The following is a 24,925-nucleotide window of genomic DNA, read 5'->3' as shown; positions in this document are numbered from 1 at the left end:
GCGGCTCGTCACTGGTGCCGGGTCGTGTCCGGGAGCCTGCCGACGCCGGCGTGCTGCGGCTCGTCACCAGTGCCGGGCCCCGTTCTGGACCCCGCCCGTACCTTCGCGCTGCGCCCGGCCGCCGTGGCACACCGCCGCCGGTGCCGGCGCGCGGCGCTCCGGCACCGCGGCACACGGCCGTGGCACTGCGGCTCACCGCCGCGCACACGGCAAAGGGCCCCGGACCAAATGGTCCGGGGCCCTTGCAAGGACGCCGTCACGGCAGCTGCGCAGCCCGCGCCTCGCGCCGGTTGTCGCGGAAGTTGTTCACCCGCCGAGCCGTGGCGAAGAGCGGGATCACCGCGCCCATCACCAGCTGCAGCGCGCAACCGGTCTGTAGCAGCAGCTGCCCGCTCGGCGCGCCGAAGGCCCACGCCGCCAGCAGGCCCATGCTCAGCACGATCCAGGAGAGCATCGCCACCGCGAGACGCCCGCGCGGCTTCGGGTACTCCACGCGGCTCACCATCAGCCACGCCGTACCGATGATCGCCAGCAGCGTCGCCGCGAACGGCAGCTCCAGCAGGACGATCGCCACGACCGTCAGCGCCCCGAAGGGACTCGGCATGCCCTGGAAGGTCCCGTCCTTCACCGTCACGCACGAGAAGCGCGCGAGACGCAGCACGACCGCCAGCAGAACCACGATCGCGCCGACCGCGGCCACCCTCTGGTGGGCGTCGTCGGCGACCATGCCGTAGACCAGGACGAAGTACGCCGGGGCCAGGCCGAAGCTGATCAGGTCGGACAGGTTGTCCAGCTCCGCGCCCATCGGCGAGGAGCGCAGCTTGCGCGCCACCAGGCCGTCGAACAGGTCGAAGACCGCCGCGCAGAGCATCAGGATGACCGCCGTGGCCGCGCTGTGGCGGGCCATGCCGGACTCCTGGCTGCCGGTCAGGTGCGGGATCAGGATGCCGGTGGTGGTGAAGTACACCGCCATGAAGCCGCACGTGGCGTTACCGAGGGTCAGGGTGTCCGCTATTGAGAGGCGGAGGGAGAGGGGCATCTCCTCCTCGTCCTCCTCGGCCGCCTCCGGCACCCAGCCCGACTGAGTCTGCGGATCAATCACGGTCAATGCGAGTCACCCCAGCCACGGTCTTCTGACCGACCTCGACCGCGACCTCCACACCCTCCGGCAGGTAGAGATCGACACGCGAGCCGAAGCGGATCAGCCCGATCCGGTCGCCCTGCTCGACCTTCGTCCCCTGCGGGATGTACGGCACGATGCGACGGGCCACCGCGCCGGCGATCTGGATCATCTCGATGTCGCCGAGTTCGGTGTCGAAATGCCAGACTACGCGCTCGTTGTTCTCGCTCTCCTTGTTGAAAGCCGGAACAAAGCCCCCGGGGATGTGCTCGACCGACGTCACGGTGCCGGCCAGCGGGGCGCGGTTCACGTGGACGTTGAGCGGGCTCATGAAGATCGCGACGCGGGTCCGCCCGTCCTTCCACGGCATGATGCTCTGCACCACACCGTCGGCCGGGGAGATGACCCGGCCCTGGGCGATCTCGCGCTCGGGGTCGCGGAAGAACCACAGCATCCCCGCCGCGAGCGCGGTGGCGGGAACGGCGACGGCCCTGGCGGCGCCGGAGCGGCGTGCCCGGGCCAGGCTGAGGGCTGCGGTGGCGACGGTCGGGAGAAGCCACGGCGATGCTCCGCGCGCGAGGCGTACGCCGGCTCGGCTGTCGCGAGGTGCAGAGGTTTGGCTGTGGGGCATGGATGACCTTCGTAGCGGATGATGCCGCGCTTCAGGAGGGGGACGGCGGCTTTCCGCGATCGTAGCGGTTCGCGGGCACAACTGGGTAAGGCAGGAAGCCGAGTCGGCGTCCGAAGAGTGCCTACGGGGTGTGATCTTCCTCCCGGAGATAACACCCCGTACCCGGACAATCAGCCCTGGAACCGATACTCTTCGAGCAGTCTGCGACCGATGATCATTTTCTGGATCTCGGCGGTACCTTCACCGATGAGCAGCATCGGGGCCTCACGGTAGAGGCGCTCGATCTCGTACTCCTTGGAGAAGCCGTAGCCGCCGTGGATCCGGAAGGCATCCTCCACGACCTCCTTGCAGTACTCGGAGGCGAGGTACTTCGCCATCCCCGCCTCGAGGTCGTTTCGTTCACCGGAGTCCTTTTTGCGCGCTGCGTTCACCATCATCGCATGCGCGGCCTCCACCTTGGTGGCCATCTCGGCGAGCTTGAACTGGATCGCCTGGTGCTGGGCGATCGGCTTGCCGAACGTGTGGCGCTGCTGCGCGTACTGGACGCCCAGCTCGAAGGCACGCTGCGCGACACCGCAGCCACGCGCCGCGACGTTGACGCGGCCGACCTCCACGCCGTCCATCATTTGGTAAAAACCTCGGCCGGTGACCCCGCCGAGCACCCGGTCGGCCGGAATGCGCAGGCCGTCCATGATCAGCTCGGTGGTGTCGACGCCCTTGTACCCCATCTTGTCGATCTTGCCCGGGATGGTCAGGCCGGGGCGGACCTCACCGAAGCCGGGCTCCTTCTCGACGAGGAACGTGGTCATCGACTTGTGCGGGGCCGTGCCCTCGGGGTGTCCTTCGTCACTGCGGACCAGCACCGCCACGAGCGAGGACGTACCGCCGTTCGTCAGCCACATCTTCTGGCCGTTCAGGACGTACTCGTCGCCGTCCTTCACCGCCTTCGACGTGATGGCCGACACGTCGGAGCCCAGGGCCGGCTCCGACATCGAGAAGGCGCCGCGGATGTCGCCGGCCGCCATCCTCGGCAGGAAGTGGTCCTTCTGCTCCTGCGTGCCGTGCTGCTTGAGCATGTACGCGACGATGAAGTGGGTGTTGATGATGCCGGAGACCGACATCCAGCCGCGGGCGATCTCCTCGACGCACAGGGCGTAGGTGAGCAGCGACTCGCCCAGGCCCCCGTACTCCTCGGGGATCATCAGGCCGAACAGGCCGAGTTCCTTCAGCCCGTCGACGATCTGCTGCGGGTACTCGTCGCGGTGCTCCAGCTCGGTCGCGACCGGGATGATCTCCTTGTCGACGAAGTCCCGGACGGTGGAGAGGATCTCCTGCTGGACGTCGGTCAGACCGGCGGTCTGGGCGAGACGGGCCATGGCCTACTTCTCCTGCTGCTTGAGTTCCGGGCGGCCCGGCTGCTCGCCGCCGCGCTCCTTGATGTACGTCTCGGTCGGCACCATGACCTTGCGGCGGAAGACGCACACCAGGGTGCCGTCCTGCTTGTAGCCCTTGGTCTCGACGTAGACGATGCCGCGGTCGTTCTTCGACTTCGACGGCCACTTGTCGAGGACGGTCGTCTCGCCGTAGATCGTGTCGCCGTGGAAGGTCGGCGCCACGTGCTTGAGCGACTCGATCTCCAGGTTGGCGATCGCCTTGCCGGAGATGTCCGGCACGCTCATGCCCAGCAGCAGGGAGTAGATGTAGTTCCCGACGACGACGTTCTTGCCGAAGTCCGTCGTCTTCTCCGCATAGTTCGTGTCCATGTGGAGCGGGTGGTGGTTCATGGTGAGGAGACAGAACAGGTGGTCGTCGTACTCCGTGACCGTCTTGCCCGGCCAGTGCTTGTACGTCGCCCCGACCTCGAACTCCTCGTAGGTGCGCCCGAACTGCATGCTCACGCCTCCGGAATCTCGAACTTGCTGGTGCGCTGCATGCCGGCGGCCCGTCCCTTGCCGGAGATGACCAGGGCCATCTTGCGGCTGGCCTCGTCGATCATCTCGTCGCCGAGCATCGCGGAGCCCTTCTTGCCGCCCGCCTCCGACGTGTAGTAGTCGTACGCGTCCAGGATCAGCTCGGCGTGGTCGTAGTCCTCCTGGGAGGGCGAGAAGATCTCGTTCGACGCCTCGACCTGGCCCGGGTGCAGCACCCACTTGCCGTCGAAGCCGAGGGCGGCGGCGCGCCGCGCGACCTCGCGGTAGCCGTCGATGTTGCGGATCTGCAGGTAGGGGCCGTCGATCGCCTGGAGGTTGTTGGCGCGGGCCGCCATCAGGATCTTCATCAGGATGTAGTGGTAGGCGTCCGCCGGGTAACCGGGCGGCTGCTCGCCCACGACCAGCGACTTCATGTTGATCGACGCCATGAAGTCGGCCGGGCCGAAGATGATCGTCTCGACGCGCGGGGAGGCCTGCGCGATCGCGTTGACGTTGTTGAGGCCCTGCGCGTTCTCGATCTGCGCCTCGATGCCGATCTTGCCGACCTCGAAGCCCATCGTCTTCTCGATCTGCGTCAGCAGCAGGTCGAGGGCGACGATCTGCTCGGCGTTCTGCACCTTCGGCAGCATGATGCAGTCGAGGTTCTGCCCCGCGCCCTCGACGACCGTCACGACGTCCCGGTACGTCCACTCGGTCGTCCAGTCGTTGACCCGCACGACCCTCGTCTTGCCGGTCCAGTCACCCTCGTTGAGGAACTTCACGATGGTGTGCCGCGCCTCGGGCTTGGCGAGCGGCGCGCAGGCGTCCTCCAGGTCGAGGAAGACCTGGTCGGCGGGGAGGCCCTGGGCCTTCTCCAGGAAGCGCGGGTTCGAGCCCGGTACGGCCAGGCAGGAGCGCCGGGGACGCAGGCGGTTGACCGTGGTCATGCGGGGACCTCCAGGGGGTCGAGCTTGTTCGCTGTCCGGATCTCGTCGACGATGCGGCCGATGATTCCGGTGATGTCGAAGTCCTTCGGGGTGAAGACGGCAGCCACGCCGGCGGCCCTGAGCTGCGCGGCGTCCCCGCTGGGGATGATGCCACCCGCGATCACGGGTATATCTGTGGCACCGGCCACACGCAGCCGGTCCAGCACGTCCGGCACCAGCTGCGCGTGCGAGCCGGACAGGATGGACAGACCCACCGCGTGCACGTCCTCGGCCAGGGCCGCGTCCACGATCTGCTCCGGGGTGAGCCGGATGCCCTGGTAGACCACCTCGAACCCGGCGTCGCGGGCGCGCACGGCGATCTGCTCGGCGCCGTTGGAGTGCCCGTCCAGACCCGGCTTGCCGACCAGGAAGCGCAGCTTGCCCACGCCGAGGTCCTGGGCCGTCAGTTCCACCTTGCGGCGCACCTCGGCGAGCGCCGAGCCGGCCTCGGCCGGGATGGCGACGGGAGCGGAGGACACGCCCGTCGGGGCGCGGAACTCGCCGAACACCTCGCGCAGCGCCCCGGCCCACTCGCCGGTCGTCACGCCGGCGCGGGCGCACTCCAGCGTGGCCTCCATGAGGTTGTCGGTGCCCTTCGCGGCCTCCTTCAGCCTCTCCAGCGCCTTGCACGGGCGCGGGTGGTTGAAGGGCGGCTGGTAGCGGGTGTCCCGCCAGTGCTGGAGCGAGGCGATGACCTGGGCCTCGACCGCCGGGTCGACCGTCTGGATCGCGGTGTCCAGGTCGGCGGTGAGCGGATTGGGCTCGGTCGACTCGAAGATGTTGACGCCGACGATCTTCTCCTGCCCGGACTCGATCCGGGCCCGGCGCTCGGCGTGCGAGGAGACCAGCTGCGACTTCAGATAGCCGGACTCCACGGCGGCCATCGCGCCGCCCATCTCCTGGATCCGCTCGATCTCCGCGAGGGATGCCTCGACCAGCTCGTCGACCTTGGCCTCGATGACCTTCGAGCCCTCGAAGATGTCGTCGTACTCCAGCAGGTCGCTCTCGTAGGCGAGGACCTGCTGGATGCGCAGGCTCCACTGCTGGTCCCAGGGGCGGGGCAGGCCGAGCGCCTCGTTCCAGGCGGGCAGCTGCACGGCACGCGCGCGTGCGTCCTTGGAGAGGGTGACCGCCAGCATCTCCAGCACGATCCGCTGGACGTTGTTCTCCGGCTGCGCCTCGGTCAGCCCGAGCGAGTTGACCTGGACGCCGTAGCGGAAGCGGCGCTGCTTGGGGTTCTCGATGCCGTACCGCTCGCGGGTGACCTTGTCCCAGATGCGGCCGAAGGCGCGCATCTTGCACATCTCCTCGACGAAGCGGACGCCCGCGTTGACGAAGAAGGAGATCCGGGCGACCACGTCGCCCATGCGCTCCTGCGGCACCTGGCCGGAGTCGCGCACGGCGTCGAGCACGGCGATCGCGGTGGACATCGCGTACGCGATCTCCTGCACCGGCGTGGCCCCGGCCTCCTGCAGGTGGTAGCTGCAGATGTTGATCGGGTTCCACTTCGGGATGTGGGAGACCGTGTACGCGATCATGTCCGTCGTCAGACGCAGGCTCGGCCCCGGCGGGAAGACGTGCGTCCCGCGGGACAGGTACTCCTTGACGATGTCGTTCTGGGTCGTGCCCTGGAGCTTGGTGATGTCCGCGCCCTGCTCCTCGGCGACGACCTGGTAGAGCGCCAGCAGCCACATGGCGGTGGCGTTGATCGTCATCGAGGTGTTCATCTGCTCCAGGGGGATGTCCTGGAACAGCCGGCGCATGTCACCGAGGTGCGCGACGGGCACGCCCACCCGGCCGACCTCGCCGCGGGCGAGGATGTGGTCGGAGTCGTAGCCGGTCTGCGTCGGCAGGTCGAACGCCACCGACAGGCCCGTCTGGCCCTTGGCGAGGTTGCGCCGGTACAGCTCGTTGGACGCCTCGGCCGTGGAGTGACCGGCGTAGGTGCGCATGAGCCACGGCCGGTCCTTCTCCCGCTTCGCCTCGGCGGGCTGACGCTCAGTCATCTGGGCCCCGTTCCTCAGACGTTGCGGAAGCGGTTGATGGCGTCGATGTGCTGGGCGCGCATCTCCTGGTCGCGCACGCCGAGGCCCTCCTCGGGCGCCAGGCACAGCACGCCGACCTTGCCCTGGTGCAGGTTGCGGTGGACGTCGTAGGCCGCCTGGCCGGTCTCCTCCAGGGAGTACGTCTTCGACAGCGTCGGGTGGATCTTGCCCTTGGCGATGAGGCGGTTGGCCTCGTAGGCCTCGCGGTAGTTGGCGAAGTGCGAGCCGATGATGCGCTTCAGCGACATCCACAGGTAGCGGTTGTCGTACTCGTGCATGTAGCCCGAGGTCGAGGCGCAGGTGGTGATGGTGCCGCCCTTGCGGGTGACGTAGACCGAGGCGCCGAAGGTCTCGCGGCCGGGGTGCTCGAAGACGATGTCGATGTCCTCGCCGCCGGTGAGCTCGCGGATGCGCTTGCCGAAGCGCTTCCACTCCTTGGGGTCCTGGGTGTGCTCGTCCTTCCAGAACTTGTAGCCCTCGGCGTTGCGGTCGATGATCGCCGTGGCGCCCATCTTCCGGCAGATCTCGGCCTTCTCCGGGGAGGAGACGACACAGACCGGGTTGGCGCCGCCGGCCAGCGCGAACTGGGTGGCGTAGGAGCCGAGGCCGCCGGAGGCGCCCCAGATCAGCACGTTGTCGCCCTGCTTCATCGCCGCGCCGTTGCGGGAGACCAGCTGCCGGTAGGCGGTGGAGTTCACCAGGCCCGGGGCGGCGGCCTCCTCCCAGCTCAGGTGCTTGGGCTTGGGCATCAGCTGGTTGCTCTTCACGAGCGCGATCTCGGCCAGGCCGCCGAAGTTGGTCTCGAAGCCCCAGATGCGCTGCTCCGGGTCGAGCATGGTGTCGTCGTGGCCGTCGGGGGACTCCAGCTCGACGCTGAGGCAGTGCGCGACGACCTCGTCGCCGGGCTGCCAGGCGTTGACGCCGGGGCCGGTGCGCAGGACGACGCCCGCGAGGTCGGAGCCGATGATGTGGTACGGCAGATCGTGCCGCTTGGTCAGCGGGGACAGCTTGCCGTAGCGCTCCAGGAAGGCGAACGTCGACACCGGCTCGAAGATCGAGGTCCACACCGAGTTGTAGTTGACCGAGGAGGCCATGACGGCCACCAGGGCCTCGCCCGGGCCGAGCTCGGGCACCGGGACGTCGTCGAGGTGGATCGACTTGCGCGGGTCCTTGTCGCGGCTGTTCAGGCCCGCGAACATCTCCGCCTCGTCCTTGTGGACGGTGATGGCGCGGTACGACTCGGGGAGCGGCAGGTTGGCGAAGTCGGCCGAGGTGCTCTCGGGCGACTGGATCGCGGCCAGGATGTCCTTCACGGTCACGGTGTTGCCTCCGGCGGTGAGCGCCCTGAGGGAGGGGCGCCGATGGGTACGTCGGTGCTGCTGAGGGTGTGAGGGTGTGCCGTCGGTTCGGCGGGTGGTGCTGTTCGGCAGCGCTTTGTGGCGCGGGAGGGTGCCTGTGACGCAGGCGTCCGGGCGCGCAGACCAGTGGCCTGCGGGGACAGCCGGCCCGGTGCTGTGTCGCTGTGCGCCGGCCGCCCGGAACACTCTCAACGTATGGCACAGCGTGTCAGGTGACAAGGCACTGAGTGCCAGAACTTCCTCTCAGATGAAATCTTTACGTAACAAATGAGCGATGATCGATCGAACGACGCCGGAGAGCCGGTGGAAAACGGCTGGGGGCATACCAAAACGGCCACCCCGAGGGGTGGCCGTCGTCACACAGGTGAGGCAGGTGCTCAGCGCTCCTTGAGCGCCTGCTCGATGGTCCGCATGACCTCCTCCAGCGGGGCGTCGGTGCGGGCGACCGTCACCAGCACCTCGCCCTGCGCCGAGGTCGTCGCGGCGGTCGGGGGCGCGGGCGGCGCGGAACGCCCCGCCATGATCCCCGTGCCGAACGTCTTGCGCACGATCGCGAAGGCGTGGTCGAGCTGTGCCTCCACGTCCCCCTGCCCGCCGGCCCGCAGCCAGCGCCGCAGCACGTGGTTGTGCGCGGTGACCACCGCCGAGGCGGCGACCTCGGCCAGCAGCGGGTCGTCGTTGGCGTCGTCGTCGTGCGCGTGCTCGTCGAAGTGGCCGAGCAGATAGCGGGTGAACAGGCGCTCGTAGCGGGCCACCGAGGCGATCTCCGCCTCGCGCAGGGTGGGTACCTCGCGCGTGAGCTTGTAGCGGGCCACCGAGATCTCCGGGCGGGCCGCGTACATCTTCATGACTTCCTTGATGCCGCGGCACACCGTGTCCAGCGGGTGCTCGTGCGCGGGGGCCGCGTTGAGCACCGCCTCGGCACGGACCAGGGTGTCGTCGTGGTCCGGGAAGATCGCCTCTTCCTTGGAGCGGAAGTGGCGGAAGAAGGTGCGGCGGGCGACGCCGGCCGCGGCGGCGATCTCGTCGACGGTGGTCGCCTCGTACCCCTTCGTCGCGAAGAGCTCCATCGCGGCGGCCGCCAGTTCTCGGCGCATTTTCAGCCGCTGAGCAGCCGCGCGGGAGCCCGCGGCGGTTTCCGGCGCGTCGGGCGTGGCGGGGGTACGTGAGGACTTGGCGGGCTGGGACATGACCCGAACGTACTGCATGGGCGCGGCTCTCTGCGCAGGTCCGGGGCTTCCCCCGCCCGTCAGGGGCGGGGGAGGGGCGGCCGGATCCAGCAGGCCGCCCCAGTCCGCGCGGTCCGGAACCGTCCCGGACCACTCGCCGGAGTGCTCAGCGGCGGGCATATTCGCGGAAGCCGCGGCCCGTCTTGCGGCCGAGGCAGCCCGCGGCCACCAGGTGCTCCAGGAGCGGCGCGGGCGCGAGGCCCGGGTCGCGGAACTCGCGGTGCAGCACCTTCTCGATGGCCAGCGAGACGTCCAGGCCGACGACGTCCAGCAGCTCGAAGGGCCCCATCGGGTAGCCGCCGCCCAGCTTCATCGCCGCGTCGATGTCGTCGAGCGAGGCGTAGTGCTCCTGGACCATCTTGATCGCGTTGTTCAGGTACGGGAACAGCAGCGCGTTGACGATGAACCCGGCCCGGTCGCCGCAGTCCACGGCGTGCTTCCTGATCTTGGCGCACACCTCGCGGACGGTCGCGTGCACCTCGTCCGCGGTGAGCACCGTGCGGACGACCTCGACGAGCTTCATCGCCGGCGCCGGGTTGAAGAAGTGCATGCCGATCACGTCCTGCGGGCGCGAGGTGGCACGGGCGCAGGCGACGACCGGCAGCGAGGACGTCGTCGTCGCGAGGACCGCGCCCGGCTTGCAGACCTTGTCCAGCGCCGCGAACAGCTGCCGCTTGACCTCCAGGTCCTCCGCCACGGCCTCGACGGCCAGGTCGACGTCGGCGAACGCGTCGTAGGAGCCCGCCGGGGTGATCCGCTCCAGGGTCTGGGCCGCTGCCTCGGCGGTCATCCGGCCCTTGTCGACCGAGCGTGCCAGCGACTTGCCGATGCGGGCCTTCGCCGTCTGCGCCTTCTCCTCGCTGCGAGCGGCGAGCACGACCTCGTAACCGGCCTTGGCGAAGACCTCGGCGATGCCGGAGGCCATGGTGCCGGAGCCCGCGACGCCGACCGAGCGCACCGGGCGGCCGGGGGTGAGGGAGCCGCCCTCCAGCGGGGTCAGGGCGTCGCGCACGACGGTGGCGCTGCCGGGGGACTCGTAGGTGTAGAAGCCGCGGCCCGCCTTGCGGCCGGTCAGACCCGCCTCGCTGAGCTGCTTGAGGATCGGCGCGGGGGCGTGCAGCCGGTCCCGGGACTCGGCGTACATGGCCTCCAGGACCGTACGCGCGGTGTCGACGCCGATCAGGTCGAGCAGCGCGAGCGGGCCCATCGGCAGGCCGCAGCCGAGCCGCATCGCCGCGTCGATGTCCTCCCGGGAGGCGTACTTCGCCTCGTACATCGCGGCCGCCTGGTTGAGGTAGCCGAACAGCAGCCCGTCCGCCACGAACCCGGGACGGTCACCGACCGCGACCGGCTCCTTGCCCAGCTCCAGCGCCAGGTCGGTGACCGCGCCGACGGCCTGCGGAGCGGTCAGCACACAGGAGACGACCTCGACGAGCTTCATGGCCGGCGCCGGGTTGAAGAAGTGCAGGCCCAGCACCCGCTCCGGGCGGGCCGAGTCGGCGGCCAGCCGGGTCACGGACAGGGCGTTGGTCCCGGTCGCGAGGATCGTCTCGGGACGCACGATCCCGTCCAGCTCACGGAAGATCTGCTGCTTGATCTCGTACGACTCCGGCGCCACCTCGATGACGAGGTCGGCGTCGGCCGCGGCGGACAGCTCGGTGCTGGTGCGGACCCGGGCGAGGGCGTCGGCCCGCTCCTGCTCGGTCAGCCGGCCGCGCTCGACCGCGCGGGCGGTGGAGGCCTCCAGGGCGGCGAGGCAACTCGCCGCCTGCGCCTCGCTGATGTCGATGCCGGTCACCTCGCGGCCGGCACGGAGCAGGACCTCGGTGATGCCGGTGCCCATGGTGCCGAGACCGACGACGGCGATCTTTCGCAGGGCGGAGGGTGAGCTGGGGGACAGGGGAGTGGCCATCGCGGGACTCCAGGAATGAGGGTGACGACGAGGAGTGCGCCCGGGTGCGCCGAGGGGGCGCACCGGGTGCGTGCAGGAGTGCGGGTGTGATGTCCGGGCTGCTGAGCGCACACGCCCGGTGCCGTCGCCGGGTGCCCCGCTCGGGCGGACCCGAGGGCGGGGCGGGCGTGCACACGCCCGCGGAACGGCGAAGAACCGACCGGCCCTGTCCCGAGGCCGGGTCGCACTGCGGTACGTGAAGTACCGAACCGACTGCTCCCGTGGGGCTGCGTCACCAAACCGCCACAGGGGGGTGCGAGTGGGTAACTCGCTCGCTTGAGCTTAACCGGCGGGTAACGAGCGCGCCAGCCCCCGGACTTTGTGATGTACGTCCCCCGACGCCACGGGCGTCCTACCCTCTCAGACATGGACGAAGAGTTGCGAGCGCTCACGGAGCGCTTACGGCGGGAGTCGGGAGGCGGGCCGGACTTCGAGCGGCTGCTCACCGCGGAAGCCGATGCGCTGGCCCGGGTACTGACCGCGCCCGCGGAGCCGCTGTGGGCCCGCGAGCTGGCCGCCTTCCGGCTGGGCCGCGCGGGCGACCGGCGCGCCTTCGAGGCCCTCGTCCTGCTGCTCAACCACCGTGACGCCGAGCGCTGCGCGTCCGCCGCGCACGCCCTGGCCCGCCTCGGCGACCCGCGCACCGCCCGCGCGGCGGCCGCCCTCGCCACCAACGAACTGCGCGTGGCCTACGCCCTGCACCCGGTCCGCCTGCTGGTCGCGCTGGACGCCCCGGAGTCCGTGCCGGCCCTGATCACCACACTGCGCCGCCGCCTCAGCCCGCACGACCCCTACCGCAGGGTGGCCCTCGCCTGCGTGGAGGGCCTCGGCGCCCTCGCCGACGCCCGCGCCCGGGAGGTCCTGACCGAGGCTTTGGCCCACCCGGCCCTCGCCGAGGCGGCGGTCCACGCGCTGGCCCGCATCCCGAAGCAGCGATGACCTTGGCCGCGCCTGCGTAGGCGACCGCCGGCCCCCGTCGTGCCGGCGGCCCTCCCGGAGGCCCTTTCGCAGGGGCCACCTCGGGCCACCGTCCGCCGGGTCAGCCCCGTCGGCCTTCGCCCCGGGGGTGTCCGTCCCCGGCAGCCGTGCGGGCCGGGGACGGGCGGGGACGGCTCCGTCCGCCGTCGTGCAGCCGTCGGCGTCGGCGTCTTTATGCCTACCGGCCCCGGCGTCCGGCATGCCTGCTCGGTCCCGACGTCCGGCATGCCTGTTCGGCCACGGCGCCCGTCGTGCCGGGGGTTCGGCTCCGGCGGTCCGTGGTGCCGGGGCATCCGGGGCCGGCGGCCCGTCGTGCCGGGGTCGGACCGGTGCCCGTGGAGGGAGACGCCCCTGGCGTCGAGCGGGAGTGACCGCCGGTCGCCGTCAGGCCGGGGTGACCGCCAGGGCCTCGATCTCCATCAGGAACTCCGGGCGTACCAGCGCCGCGACCTGGACGGCCGAGGACGCCGGGAGACGGTCGTCCGGTATGTGTGCCGCGCGGGCCACGCGGATCGCCGGCATGTGGGCCATGTCCGTGACGAAGTAGGTCAGTTTCACGACGTCGTCGAAGGTGGCCCCGGCCGCGGCCAGGCAGCGGCGGAGGTTGGCGAAGACCTGGCGGGCCTGCGCGGCGGCGTCACCGTCGCCGACCACGCTGCCGTCCTCGGCCAGAGGCAGCTGCCCGGAGACGGCGACCAGGCGGCCCGTGCCGATCACGACATGGCTGTACTGCGTCGCGGGCGCGACTCCGCCGGGGGCGGTGATCCTCGTCAGCTCACTCATGCGCCCATCATGGAGCACGGGTCTGACAACGACCGCCCCCGACGGGACGTCAAAGGCCGGACGGCCGGGCTCAGCTGCGGAAGCCGAGCAGACCGTGCAGCGCCGAGCCCCGCGAGCCGCTGGACGCCTCCTTGGTGCCGAGCGGCTTCGGGTCGGGCAGCGTCGCGCACACCGCGTCGACCGGCCCGCGCCCGCGCGGCACCGTGCCGTCGGCCAGGTACGCCGACAGATACCGGTCCAGGCAGCTGTTGCCGCTCAGGGTGATGCCGTGGTTGCCGCCACCCTGCTCGACGACCAGGCTGGAACGGCTCAGCAGCCGGTGCACGGTCGCACCGCCCGCGTACGGGGTCGCCGCGTCGTTCGTGGCCTGGAACAGCAGCGCCGGCGGCAGGCTCGCGTTGGCGACGTGCACCGGCCGCTGCGCGGACGTCGGCCAGAACGCGCACGGCGCGTTGTACCAGGCGTTGTTCCACGTCATGAACGGAGCCTTCTCGTACACCGCCCAGTTGTCCTTGCGCCACTGCCGCCAGTCGCGCGGCCAGGAGGCGTCCCGGCACTGCACCGCGGTGTAGACGCTGTAGCCGTTGTCACCGGAGGCGCTCACCGCACCGAAGTTGTCGTACGCCTCGACCAGCGGAGCGGTGTCGTGCTTCGTGACGTACGCCGAGAATGCCTCGGCGAGGTAGGGCCAGTAGCCGTTGTAGTAGCCGCCGGGGATGAAGGTGTCCTCCAGTTCGGAGGCGCCCACCTTCCCCTGGGCCGGTTTCCCGGCGAGGGCCGCCCGCATCGCGTACCACTTCGCCTCCACCTTCTCCGGGTCGGTGCCCAGGTGGTAGGTGGCGTCGTACTTCGCGATCCACGACATCAGCGCGCGGTGGCGGTCGTTGAAGGCCTGGTCCTGCGTCAGGTTGTCGTCGTACCACACACCCGTGGGGTCGACGATCGAGTCCAGCACCAGGCGGCGCACCCGCTCGGGGAACAGCCGGGCGTAGACGGCGCCGAGGTAGGTGCCGTAGGAGTAGCCGAAGTAGTTGAGCTTCGGCGCGCCGACCGCCGCGCGGATGGCGTCCATGTCCCGCACGGCGCTGACCGTGTCCATGTGGGGCAGCAGGTCCGCGTACTTCCTGGCGCAGGCCGCGGCGAAGGACGTGGCGCGGCGCAGGTTCGCCTGCTCCAGGGCCCCGGTCGACGGCACCGAGTCGGGCCGCACCGGCTTGAAGTGGCCGGGCGCGCAGTCGAGGGCGGGGCGGGACTTGCCGACGCCGCGGGGGTCGAAGCCGATGACGTCGTACTGCGCCGCCACCGCCTTGGGCAGCGAGGAGGCGACGAACCCGGCCAGGCTGAGCCCGCTGCCCCCGGGACCGCCGGGGTTGACCAGCAGCGGGCCCTGGTAGGCACGGGCGGTGTGCGGGACGCGGGAGAGCGCCAGGGTGATCCGCCGCCCGTCCGGGTCCGTGTGGTCCAGCGGCACCGTCAGGGACGCGCACTGGAGCGTCGGGTAGTCGGTGGTGCCGCACTTCTTCCAGGTGAGAGAGGCGGCGGGTGCGCCGTGCGCGGCGTGGGCCTGCGCGGGCGCCGCCGTGAGGGCTCCGGCCAGCACGGCGGCGGCGCCGCACAGCGCGGCTGCGCGTTTGCTCATGGGGGTCCTCCCAGGACGGAGGGTGGCGGACCGCGAGATTCACGGTCCACGCCGCATCGTCCCGGCAACGGACCCCCGAAGAACGTGTTCCGGCGATACTTGACCCGGATGGGCCGCCGGATGCCCTCGAACGCTCTCAGATCAGCGACAGTTGGGTCGGCTCGGACGCCGGGGTGCCGGAGGCCTGTGCGGGCGTGATCCGGCGGGGCAGGCCCGGGCCGGCCGGACCGATGCCGTACTCCTGGGCCAGCTCGTGCACCTGACGGGTGATCCGGCGCTGGTACCACTTCGGCGCGTAGGCGCCCGTGGCGTACAGCCGCTCGTAGCGCGGCACCAGGTACGGGTGGTGCTGCCCCAGCCACGCCATGAACCACTCCCGTGCCCCGGGCCGCAGGTGCAGCGTCAGCGGTGTCACCGAGGTCGCCCCGGCCTCCGCGATGGCCCGCACGGTCGCCCGCAGCTGCTCGGGCCGGTCGCCGAGGAACGGGATCACCGGTGCCATCAGCACCCCGCACCCGATGCCGTGCTCGGCCAGGGTGCGCACGACGTCCAGGCGGCGCTCCGGGGCGGGGGTGCCCGGCTCCACCGTGCGCCACAGCTCACCGTCGGTGAAGCCGACCGAGACGGAGATGCCGACGTCGGTGACCGCGGCCGCCTGCTTCAGCAGCTCCAGGTCGCGCAGGATCAGCGTGCCCTTGGTGAGGATCGAGAAGGGGTTCGCCCGGTCGCGCAGGGCGCCGATGATGCCCGGCATCAGCCGGTAGCGGCCCTCGGCGCGCTGGTAGCAGTCGACGTTCGTGCCCATCGCGATGTGCTCGCCCTGCCAGCGCGGTGAGGCCAGCTGGTGGCGCAGCAGCTCCGGCGCGTTCACCTTGACCACGATCTGGGTGTCGAAGCCGATGCCGGTGTCCAGGTCCAGGTAGCTGTGCGTCTTCCTGGCGAAGCAGTACACGCACGCGTGCGAGCACCCCCGGTAGGGGTTCACCGTCCACTCGAAGGGCATGCGGGAGGCGCCCGGGACGCGATTGATGATCGAGCGGGCCCGGATCTCGTGGAACGTGATCCCGCGGAACTCCGGCGTGTCGATCGTGCGGCGGACCACCGCGTCCGCCCCGAACAGGGCGCTGTCCTCGGCCCGGCCGTGCTCGCCGGAGTCCACGGTGAGGTTCTCCCAGCGCATGACGCCTCCTCGGTAGCTCTGGCGAAGGCCCGGTGCCTCCGGCCACAGAATAGAACACTTGTTCCCTTGATCGTGCGAACGTCATCTCCGGTCATCCGAAGACCCCCGATCGATCACTTCCGGCACCCCGATTCGCGCGCCCGCCCGGCGGGGTGGTTGGCTTTGCCCCAACCCGAGAGCACGAGGTCCTGGAGGGATCCGATGGCGCAGGTCGAGGCCACTACCGAGCGAGTCGTCGCGGCGGACCCGGAGAAGGTGTTCGACACCCTCGCCGACTACAGCGGCGCGCGCGAGAAGCTGCTGCCCGAGCACTTCAGCGAGTACGAGGTGCGCGAGGGCGGCGACGGCGAGGGCACCCTCGTCCACTGGAAGCTCCAGGCCACCAGCAAGCGCGTCCGCGACTGCCTCCTGGAGGTCACCGAGCCCACCGACGGGCAGCTGGTGGAGAAGGACCGCAACTCCTCCATGGTCACCACCTGGACCGTCACCCCGGCCGGGGAGGGCAGGTCCCGGGTGCAGGTGACCACCACCTGGAAGGGCGCCGGCGGCATCGGCGGCTTCTTCGAGAAGACCTTCGCGCCCAAGGGGCTCGCCCGGATCTACGACGCGATGCTCGCCAGGCTCGCCGCCGAGGTCGAGAAGTGAGGCCCGGCCGTTGATGTCCGGAGCGTGACAAGTCGCCCCCGGTGAAGGGGCCTTGACTCCGTCACCGGTTCGAGTGGATCTCCGTTCGACGCGCCGATTCGCCGTAACTCGTCGCGCCTGCCCGTAGTTGTCGCCTTACGCGGGAATTGCGTGGCAGGCGCGACGAGGGGAGCGGCACGTGGGCGGGATCACCCTGACGCAGGAGGAGCTGCGGGAAGCGCCGGTCGCGGCGCCGCCCGGACCTCCCGCGCCCGAACCCCGCGATCCGGCCGGGCTCAGCCCCCGCCGGGTGCGCCTCGTCTTCCTCGGCCTGATGCTCGCGCTGCTGCTCGCCGCGCTCGAGCAGATGATCGTCGCCACCGCCCTGCCGAAGATCGTCGGCGAGCTGCACGGCCTGGAGCGGATGTCCTGGGCGATCACCGCCTATCTGCTCACCTCCACGGTCGGACTGCCCGTCTACGGCAAGCTCGGCGACCTGCTCGGCCGCAAGAGCGTCTTCCAGTTCGCGATCGTCGTCTTCGTCATCGGCTCCGCGCTCGCCGGCCGGGCGCAGAGCATGGACCAGCTGATCGCCTTCCGGGCCGTGCAGGGCGTCGGCGCGGGCGGCCTCATGATCGGCGTCCAGGCCATCATCGCGGACATCGTGCCGCCGCGGCAGCGCGGGCGGTTCATGGGCCTGATCGGCGCCGCCTTCGGCCTCGCCTCCGTCGCCGGACCCCTGCTCGGCGGCTACTTCACCGACCACCTCTCCTGGCGCTGGTGCTTCTACATCAACGTCCCCTTCGGACTGGTCACCCTCGCCGTCGTCACCGTCGTCCTGAAACTGCCGAAGCCCGCCACCCGCCCCCGCTTCGACGTCCTCGGCACCCTGCTGCTCGCCGCCGCCTCCACCTGCCTGGTGCTGCTCACCAGCTGGGGCGGCACCGAGTACGCCTGGGGCTCGCGGGTCATCGCCGGCCTCGGCGCCGGCGCGCTCGTCGCCGGCGCGCTGTTCCTGCTCACCGAGCACCGTGCCGCCGAGCCCCTGATCCCCCTGCGGCTGTTCCGCGACTCCGTCTTCAACGTCTCCGCGCTCGTCGGCCTGGTGATCGGCGTCGCCCTCTTCGGCGCCGCCAGCTATCTGCCGACCTTCCTGCAGATGGTCGACGGGGCCTCCGCCACCGAGTCCGGACTGCTGATGCTGCCCATGATGGGCGGCATCGTCGGCGCCTCAGTCATCTCCGGCCAGCTCATCAGCCACACCGGCCGCTACAAGCTCTACCCGGTGCTCGGCGGCGCCGTCTCCGCGCTCGGCATGTGGCTGCTGTCCCGGCTCGAGGTGGACACCCCCCGGCTGCACTACAGCATCTGGATGGCCGTCCTCGGCGCCGGCATCGGCCTGGTGATGCCCGTCCTCGTCCTCGCCGTGCAGAACTCCGTGCGCCCCGGCGACCTCGGCACCGCCACCAGCGCCAACAACTACTTCCGGCAGATCGGCGGCAGCGTGGGCGCCGCGATCTTCGGCACCCTCTTCGCCGACCGCCTCACCGACGCCCTCGCGGACCGCCTCCCGGCACACGCGGGCGCAGCCCTGCCCGACGCCGAGTCCCTCACCCCGCAGCTCGTCCACCGGCTGCCGCCCGCCCTGCGCGACGCCTACATCCAGGCCTACGCCGACGCCATGCCGCGCATCTTCCTCTACCTGGTGCCGGTGCTCGTCCTCGGCCTGCTCATCGCCTTCTTCCTCAAGGAGACCCCCCTGTTGAACACCGCAGAGTCCCACAACGCCCCCGCCCCCGAGACGGAGAGCGCACCCCTGCACGCGAGCGTCCCCCAGGCCCGCGCCCCCCACACCGCGGGCATCCCCGTCTGCGGCACCGTGCAGCACCCCGACGGCACCGTCGTGCCCCGCGCCGCGCTCACCCTCATCGACGTCGCCGGGCAGCAGATCGGCCGGGGCGCCAGCGGCGAGGACGGGCGGTACGCGCTGGCCACGCCCGGCTCGGGGGCGTACGTCCTGATCGCCGCCGCGGGCGGCCACCAGCCGCAGGCCGTCTCGGTGACCGTCGGCGAGCGGCCCGTCGAACTGGACGTCGTCCTCGGCGGCGCCGGACGCCTCGCGGGCAGCGTGGTCACCGCCGACGGCACGCCGGTGCGCGACGCCACCGTCACCCTCACCAACGTGCACGGCGAGGTCGTCGCCACCACCCGCAGCGGCCGCGAGGGCGGCTACGTCATCAGCGAGCTCGTCGCCGGCGAGTACACCCTCGCCGCCAGCGCCCCCGCCTACCGCCCCGCCGCCCTCCCGGTCACCGTGCAGGCCTCCCGCGAGACCCGGCAGGACATCGAACTCGCGGGCGGCGCCGTGCTGCGCGGCACCGTGCGGGCGAGCGGAGGACGGGCGGTGGAGGACGCGCGCGTGACCCTGCTCGACGCGGCCGGCAACGTCGTCGACACCCTCACCACCGGCGCGGACGGGACGTTCCGCTTCGTCGACCTGTCGTCCGGCGAGTACACCGTCATCGCCGCCGGCTACCCGCCCGTCGCCACCGTGCTGCAGGTGGCCGGCGGCGGCCGCACCGAACGGGACCTGCAACTCGGCCACGAGGACTGAGCCGACGGGTGAGGGCCGGCGCATCCGGCCGCGGGAAATCCCGTGTTTGCCGCACACCGCGGTGCGCGGTCACCGTACCGTGGGAGAGCGGCGCAGATCTTGAGTGCGCGGCACTCACGGGGAACCCACGTGACGTCGAGGGGGAGAAGGGGCCCGGGTCATGGACCATGGCACCGAAACGGACGTGCACTTCGGCCGCGCACCAGGCGGCGGGAGTGCGCGGGCGGACGCCGGGCGGATCCCGCTCGCCGTGGTCGTCGTCGACCGGGACGGCCTGGTGTCCCACTGGAGCACCGGCGCGCGGCGGCTGTTCGGCACCGCACGCGAGGACGCCGTCGGCCGCGCGGCCGTCGATCTGCTGCCGGTCTCCGGCGCGCTGCCCGAGGACCCGGACGACGGGCCGACGCTGGACGCCTACGACGTGTACGACGGCCTCGGACCCGGCCTGGGCGCCTCACTCGGCGGCCGCACGGCCTACCCGGCGGCGGGCCGGGCACGCGTCGCCCACCCCCGTCAGGGCGACCGTCTCGACGTGCTGTGGTGGGCCTACCCGCTGGTCGGCCCCGACTCGGCGCGGCTGCTGGTGCTCGCCGCGGACGCGGCCCGGCTGCACGCCGAGCGCGGCTACGACGACGAGCTGATCGAGCGGATCTCGCCCGGCTTCGCCCGCCACACCGAACTGCCCGACGCCGAGGGCCTCGCCCGCCGGCTCCCCGAGATCCTGCCCAACATGGGCCCCGGCCGCAGCGCCCGGATCATCTCGCAGGTGCTGGAACTGGGCTACCCCGTGCTGGAGTTCAGCCAGTTCGACCGGGTGCCCGTCACCCCGGACTGGGGTGTGCCGCGCCGCGCCGACCGGGGCGCGGCGGCCACCGCCGCGCGGACCCCGGCGGTGCTGCCTGCCGCCGCGGCGGCAGGCACGGAGTCGGAGCTGGAGTACGCGGCGGTCCGCGAGCGGCTGGAGTTCCTCAACGAGGTCAGCCGGGGCATCGGCTCCTCCCTCGACCTCGGCGCGACCATCCGCGAGGTCACCAGCGCCGCGGTGCCCCGCTTCGCGGACTTCGCCGGTACCCATCTGCGCGCGGCCGTCCTGGCCGGCGAGGACTTCCCGGACGGGCCGCCGGACGCGCAGACCGTGATGCACCGTGTCTGGGTCGAGCACAACGACGCACCGGGCCGCTGGGACGACACCGTCCCGGTCGGCGAGACCTTCGCCTTCCCCGAACACACGCCCTTCTACCGGTGCATGGTCACGGGCGAACCGGTCCTCATCGAGCGCGTGAACCCGGAGCTGAGCGAGCGGATCTCCGGCGAGTTCGAAAAGCGCGACCTGCGGCCGCTGATCACCGGCCGCTCCCTGCTGATCGTGCCGCTCAAGGCGCGCAACGTCGTCCTCGGCTTCATGGTGCTCATGCGCCGCCCCGACCGCGCCGCCTTCGACGACATGGACCGCACCACCGGCGCCGAACTCGCCGCCCGCGCAGGCCTGGTGCTCGACAACGCCCGCATGTACACCTACCAGGAGAACGTCGCCGAGACCCTCCAGGACAGCATGCTGCCCCAGGTCGCCCCGCGCATGGCGGGCTGCGACACCGCCACCCGCTACCTGCCCGGCACCCGCCTCGGACGGGTCGGCGGCGACTGGTTCGACACCATCAAACTGCCCGGCGCCCGCACCGCCCTCGTCGTCGGCGACGTCATGGGCCACGGCCTGAACTCGGCCGCGATGATGGGCCAGTTGCGGACCGCCGTGCAGACCATGGCCGCCATGGAGGTGCCGCCCGCGCAGCTGCTGCGCCACCTCGACGACCTGGCCCGGCGGCTCGGCGAGACCTACCTCGCCACCTGCCTGTACGCGGTGTACGACCCGATCCACGGCGAGCTGCGGATCTCCAACGCCGGACACATCCCGCCGGTGCTGGTGCGCGCCGAGGACGGCCGCAGCGAGCTGCTCGACCTGCCGACCGGCGCGCCCATCGGCATCGGCGGGGTCCCCTTCGAGACCGCCGTGGTCCGGGTGGCGCCCGGCGACCGGCTCGTGCTGTGCACCGACGGGCTCGTCGAGGTGCGCGGCGCGGACATCGGGGACGGGCTGGCCGCGCTGTGCGAGTCCGCCGCCCACCCCGCGGCCTCCATGGACGACGCCTGCGACACCATCATCCGGGCGCTCAACACCCACGGCGAACGCAAGGACGACGTGGCGCTCCTGCTGGCCCGGCTCAACGGCATCCCGGCCGGCCACATCGCGGAGTGGCCGCTCGACCACGACCCGCGCGAGGTGGGCCGCGCCCGCCGGCTGGTCCGCGAGCAGTTGCTGCGCTGGGACCTGGCCGACGCGGTGGAGACGGCACAGCTGCTCGTCAGCGAGGTCGTCACCAACGCCGTACGCCACGCCGGGGGACGGCGCATCGGGTTGCGGCTCGTGCTCGCGGACGCGCTGCTCGTCGAGGTCACCGACGAGGGGGCCGAGCTGCCCGCCCTGCTCGCCTCCCGGCCCGAGGAGGAGTACGGGCGCGGACTGCGGGTGGTCAGCCGGCTGGCACGGGAGTGGGGCGCCAGTGTGCAGGGCAACGGCAAGACGGTGTGGTTCGAACAGTCGTTGACGTCCTGACCCTCTCGTCGAACACCGGGTGAAAGCCTGCTCCCGACCCCTTGCCGTGCCCTCGCGCGTCGCGATATGTCGATCACGACGCCGACCTGGGGAGCACGCATGAACATCTCGGACAACTACCGCAGCGCCTGGGAGAGTTACTGGGAGAAGACCTCCGACGAGCCGGGTGAGGCGATCTGGGACGCGGGGGTGGAGCTGACCGCCGTGCCGCACACCGAGCTGCTCCTGCCCCACGCCGACGCGGACCTGCCGATCGTCGACCTCGGCTGCGGCAACGGCACCCAGACCCGCTATCTCGCGACCCGGTTCGCGCGGGCCGTCGGCGTCGACCTGTCACACGCGGCCGTCGAGCACGCACGGCGCGGCGGGGAGGGCGACGGAGTGGAGTTCCAGCAGCTCGACCTGACCGACGCGGACGCCGTGCGCGCGCTGCACGCACGGCTCGGCGACACCAACGTCTACATGCGGGCGGTCATCCACCAGAGCGAGCCGGCGGCACGGCCCGCGGTCGCGGCTGCCGTGGCCGAGCTGACGGGCGAACGCGGCCGGGCCTTCGTCGTGGAGCTGACCTCCGGCTCCCGGGAGGTGCTGCGGCGGGCCGCGCAGGGGCCGGGCGGCCCGGGGCCCAAGCTGCGCCGGGTCTTCGAGCACGGTCTCAAGCCGGCCGACGCGCCCGACGACGAGATCCGGCAGCTGCTCGGCGCGGCCGGCCTGGAGATACTCGCCGAGGGCGACACGGCGCTGGCGCAGACCGAGTACCTGCCCGACGGCAGCCTGCTGGAGCTGCCCGCGCACTGGTTCGTGCTGGCCCGCACGCCCGCGTGACCCGGCTCCGGGGGCGGGACGGCCCCGTGCCGGTCACCTGCCCGCGTCGCGGTGTGTCAGGCCGGTGACCGCGCGGAAGAGCCCTGCCGCCGCCCCGGGTGGCCCGGGTTTCCGGCACCCCTCCGGTGTCCGGTCCCCGCCCGGGAGGACCGGCGGCACGGCCTGGCGCCGGGGGGTGTCCCGGGTCCGGAGGGTCACCGGGTCGACGGTGAAGCGGTCGTGTCCGGCGGGCCACTCGACGCGTACCGGGACATCGGCGGCGGAGCCTGGCCGGTGGGGCGGGCGGCGCGTAACGTGGCGGAGCATGAAGATCCTCATCAGTGCCGACATGGAGGGGGCCACGGGGGTCACCTGGCCGGCCGACGTGCTGCCGGGGACGCCTCAGTGGGAGCGGTGCCGGGCGATGTTCACCTCCGACGTCGACGCCGCCGTGCGGGGCTTCTTCGACGGCGGCGCCGACGAGGTCGTCGTCAACGAGGCCCACTGGACCATGCGCAACCTGCTGCTGGAGCGGCTGGACGAGCGGGCGCAGATGCTCACGGGGCGGCACAAGGACCTGTCGATGGTCGAGGGGGTGCAGCACGGCGACGTCGACGGCATCGCGTTCGTCGGCTACCACGCGGGCGCCGGCATGGAGGGCGTCCTCGCCCACACCTACCTCGCCAACCAGGTCACCGGCGTCTGGCTGAACGACGTACGGGCCAGCGAGGGACTGCTGAACGCGCACGTCGTCGCCGAGTACGGCGTCCCCGTGATCCTCGTGACCGGCGACGACGTCGCCTGCGAGGACGCCCTCGGCTACGCGCCCGAGGCGCTGAAGGTCGCCGTCAAGGACCACGTGTCGCGGTACGCCGCCGTGTGCCGCACCCCGGCCCGTACCGCCGCCGACATCCGCGCCGCCGCCAAGGAGGCCGCACGGCTGGCGGTCCGTCAGCCGCCTTCGCTGTCGGGTCCGTTCACCGTCGCCGTCGAGTTCGACGCCGAGCACCTGGCCATGGCCGCGACCGTCGTGCCGGGCGTCGGCCGGATCGGGGAGCGGAAGGTCGCGTACACCAGCGACACCATGTACGAGGGGATCCGTACGTTCAAGGCGGTCACCACCATCGCCTCGGCCGCAGTGGAGGAACAGTATGGCTGACCAGCAGGCCCTGGACGAGGTCGTCGACTTCACCTCCGGTCTCATCCGCATCGACACCACCAACCGGGGCGGCGGCGACTGCCGGGAGAGGCCCGCCGCCGAGTACGCCGCCGAACGGCTCGCCGGCGCCGGTTGCGAACCCGTGCTGCTGGAGCGCACGCCCGGCCGCACCAACGTCGTCACCCGTATCGAGGGCACCGACCCGTCCGCCGAGGCGCTGCTGGTCCACGGCCACCTCGACGTCGTACCGGCCGAGGCGCGGGACTGGAGCGTGCACCCCTTCTCCGGGGAGGTGCGCGACGGCGTCGTCTGGGGGCGCGGGGCCGTCGACATGAAGAACATGGACGCGATGATCCTCGCGGTGCTGCGGGCCTGGGCGCGCGAGGGCTTCCGGCCCCGGCGGGACATCGTCGTCGCGTTCACCGCCGACGAGGAGGCCAGCGCCGAGGACGGCTCCGGCTTCCTCGCCGACCGCCACCCGCACCTGTTCGAGGGCTGCACCGAGGGCGTCAGCGAGTCCGGCGCCTTCACCTTCCACGACGGCTCCGGGCGGCAGATCTACCCCATCGCGGCCGGCGAGCGCGGCACGGGCTGGCTGAAGCTCACCGCGCGCGGCCGGGCCGGACACGGCTCCAAGGTCAACCGGGAGAACGCGGTGACCCGGCTCGCCGCCGCCGTCACCCGCATCGGCGAGCACAGCTGGCCCACGCGGCTGACCCCCACCGTACGGGCCGCGCTCACCGAACTCGCCGCGCTGTACGGCGTCGAGCCCGACCTGGACGACGTGGACGCGCTGCTGGGCAAGCTCGGCCCGGCCGCCCAGCTGGTCGAGGCCACGATCCGCAACAGCGCCAACCCGACCATGCTGGACGCCGGTTACAAGGTCAACGTCATCCCCGGCGAGGCCGTCGCCCACGTCGACGGACGCTACCTCGCGGGCCACGAGGAGGAGTTCCGCGCGACCCTCGACGACCTCACCGGCCCGGACGTCGACTGGGAGTTCCACCACCGCGAGGTCGCGCTCCAGGCACCGGTGGACTCGCCGACGTACGCCAGGATGCGGGCCGCCGTCGAGGAGTTCGCGCCGGAGGGGCACGTGGTGCCGTACTGCATGTCCGGCGGCACCGACGCCAAGCAGTTCTCCCGGCTCGACATCACCGGCTACGGCTTCGCCCCGCTGAAGCTGCCCGAGGGCTTCGACTACCAGGCCCTCTTCCACGGCGTCGACGAGCGCGTGCCCGTCGAGGCCCTGCACTTCGGCGTCCGCGTCCTCGACCGTTTCCTGCGCACCGCCTAGGAGGGA

Annotated in this window: 19 protein-coding genes; 7 read left to right on the top strand and 12 right to left on the bottom strand. The window is 71.6% G+C overall.

Annotated features, from left to right (window positions below; translation table 11 throughout):
- Positions 1–256 precede the first annotated feature (256 nt).
- The 9 genes from pssA to AB0E88_RS10840 all read right to left on the bottom strand — a co-directional run bounded on the left by pssA (position 257) and on the right by AB0E88_RS10840 (position 11,191).
- Positions 257–1,072, bottom strand: a complete 816-nt coding sequence (pssA, locus tag AB0E88_RS10880; RefSeq protein ID WP_103783613.1) for a CDP-diacylglycerol--serine O-phosphatidyltransferase — start codon at positions 1,070–1,072, stop codon at positions 257–259.
- A gap of 22 nt (positions 1,073–1,094) precedes the next feature.
- On the bottom strand, positions 1,095–1,751 hold the full coding sequence (locus tag AB0E88_RS10875; RefSeq protein WP_103783614.1) for a phosphatidylserine decarboxylase: 657 nt from the start codon (positions 1,749–1,751) through the stop codon (positions 1,095–1,097).
- Positions 1,752–1,921: 170 nt separating this feature from the next.
- Positions 1,922–3,127 carry an acyl-CoA dehydrogenase family protein gene (locus tag AB0E88_RS10870; protein WP_361627317.1) on the bottom strand — a complete coding sequence of 402 codons (1,206 nt, stop codon included), beginning with the start codon at positions 3,125–3,127 and terminating at the stop codon, positions 1,922–1,924.
- Between the two features lie 3 nt (positions 3,128–3,130).
- Complete coding sequence (locus AB0E88_RS10865; RefSeq protein ID WP_019757884.1) at positions 3,131–3,643, bottom strand: MaoC family dehydratase; 513 nt, start codon at positions 3,641–3,643, stop codon at positions 3,131–3,133.
- A gap of 2 nt (positions 3,644–3,645) precedes the next feature.
- Positions 3,646–4,608 (bottom strand): CoA ester lyase, encoded by a 963-nt coding sequence (locus AB0E88_RS10860; protein WP_361627314.1) that lies wholly within the window; start codon positions 4,606–4,608, stop codon positions 3,646–3,648.
- Positions 4,605–6,653 (bottom strand): protein meaA, encoded by a 2,049-nt coding sequence (locus tag AB0E88_RS10855; RefSeq protein WP_361627311.1) that lies wholly within the window; start codon positions 6,651–6,653, stop codon positions 4,605–4,607. Before AB0E88_RS10855 ends, AB0E88_RS10860 begins: the two co-directional genes overlap by 4 nt.
- A 14-nt stretch (positions 6,654–6,667) precedes the next feature.
- Positions 6,668–8,005 carry a crotonyl-CoA carboxylase/reductase gene (gene ccrA, locus AB0E88_RS10850; RefSeq protein WP_361627415.1) on the bottom strand — a complete coding sequence of 446 codons (1,338 nt, stop codon included), beginning with the start codon at positions 8,003–8,005 and terminating at the stop codon, positions 6,668–6,670.
- 422 nt (positions 8,006–8,427) lie between these two features.
- Positions 8,428–9,240 (bottom strand): TetR family transcriptional regulator, encoded by an 813-nt coding sequence (locus AB0E88_RS10845; protein WP_361627308.1) that lies wholly within the window; start codon positions 9,238–9,240, stop codon positions 8,428–8,430.
- Between the two features lie 145 nt (positions 9,241–9,385).
- Positions 9,386–11,191, bottom strand: coding sequence for a 3-hydroxyacyl-CoA dehydrogenase family protein (locus AB0E88_RS10840; protein WP_361627305.1), 1,806 nt, complete (start codon positions 11,189–11,191; stop codon positions 9,386–9,388).
- A 405-nt stretch (positions 11,192–11,596) separates the two neighbouring features.
- On the opposite strand from AB0E88_RS10840, the gene AB0E88_RS10835 reads away from it, so the two are divergent.
- A complete protein-coding gene (locus tag AB0E88_RS10835; protein ID WP_361627302.1) occupies positions 11,597–12,169 on the top strand; it encodes an adenylosuccinate lyase in 573 nt (190 codons plus the stop codon).
- A 423-nt stretch (positions 12,170–12,592) separates the two neighbouring features.
- On the opposite strand, the gene AB0E88_RS10830 is transcribed toward AB0E88_RS10835, so the two are convergent.
- From AB0E88_RS10830 to AB0E88_RS10820, 3 genes are all read right to left on the bottom strand, one after another.
- The gene (locus tag AB0E88_RS10830) at positions 12,593–12,991 is read right to left on the bottom strand and encodes a RidA family protein (RefSeq protein ID WP_361627299.1); all 399 of its coding nucleotides are present in this window, start codon (positions 12,989–12,991) and stop codon (positions 12,593–12,595) included.
- 70 nt (positions 12,992–13,061) lie between these two features.
- Entirely contained in the window at positions 13,062–14,630 is a 1,569-nt protein-coding gene (locus AB0E88_RS10825; RefSeq protein ID WP_361627296.1) for an alpha/beta hydrolase, read from the bottom strand.
- A gap of 136 nt (positions 14,631–14,766) precedes the next feature.
- Positions 14,767–15,810 (bottom strand): Rv2578c family radical SAM protein, encoded by a 1,044-nt coding sequence (locus tag AB0E88_RS10820; protein WP_361627293.1) that lies wholly within the window; start codon positions 15,808–15,810, stop codon positions 14,767–14,769.
- Between the two features lie 201 nt (positions 15,811–16,011).
- Between AB0E88_RS10820 and AB0E88_RS10815 the strand changes: the two genes are divergently transcribed.
- The 6 genes from AB0E88_RS10815 to AB0E88_RS10790 all read left to right on the top strand — a co-directional run bounded on the left by AB0E88_RS10815 (position 16,012) and on the right by AB0E88_RS10790 (position 24,919).
- Complete coding sequence (locus AB0E88_RS10815) at positions 16,012–16,455, top strand: SRPBCC family protein (RefSeq protein WP_361627290.1); 444 nt, start codon at positions 16,012–16,014, stop codon at positions 16,453–16,455.
- A 178-nt stretch (positions 16,456–16,633) separates the two neighbouring features.
- Positions 16,634–19,048, top strand: coding sequence for an MFS transporter (locus AB0E88_RS10810; protein ID WP_361627287.1), 2,415 nt, complete (start codon positions 16,634–16,636; stop codon positions 19,046–19,048).
- 160 nt (positions 19,049–19,208) lie between these two features.
- Entirely contained in the window at positions 19,209–21,659 is a 2,451-nt protein-coding gene (locus tag AB0E88_RS10805) for a SpoIIE family protein phosphatase (protein WP_361627284.1), read from the top strand.
- A gap of 99 nt (positions 21,660–21,758) precedes the next feature.
- Entirely contained in the window at positions 21,759–22,484 is a 726-nt protein-coding gene (locus tag AB0E88_RS10800; protein ID WP_361627281.1) for a class I SAM-dependent methyltransferase, read from the top strand.
- A 304-nt stretch (positions 22,485–22,788) separates the two neighbouring features.
- The gene (locus tag AB0E88_RS10795; RefSeq protein ID WP_361627278.1) at positions 22,789–23,622 is read left to right on the top strand and encodes a M55 family metallopeptidase; all 834 of its coding nucleotides are present in this window, start codon (positions 22,789–22,791) and stop codon (positions 23,620–23,622) included.
- A complete protein-coding gene (locus AB0E88_RS10790) occupies positions 23,615–24,919 on the top strand; it encodes a M20/M25/M40 family metallo-hydrolase (RefSeq protein ID WP_361627275.1) in 1,305 nt (434 codons plus the stop codon). The genes AB0E88_RS10795 and AB0E88_RS10790 overlap by 8 nt, the downstream gene beginning before the upstream one ends.
- Positions 24,920–24,925 lie beyond the last annotated feature (6 nt).

Origin of the sequence: Streptomyces sp. NPDC028635 (assembly GCF_040637635.1) — a bacterium.
In the GTDB taxonomy this organism is placed as follows: domain Bacteria; phylum Actinomycetota; class Actinomycetes; order Streptomycetales; family Streptomycetaceae; genus Streptomyces.
The sequence above is the reverse complement of the archived record's forward strand: the minus strand, read 5'-3'. Positions and strand labels throughout refer to the sequence as shown.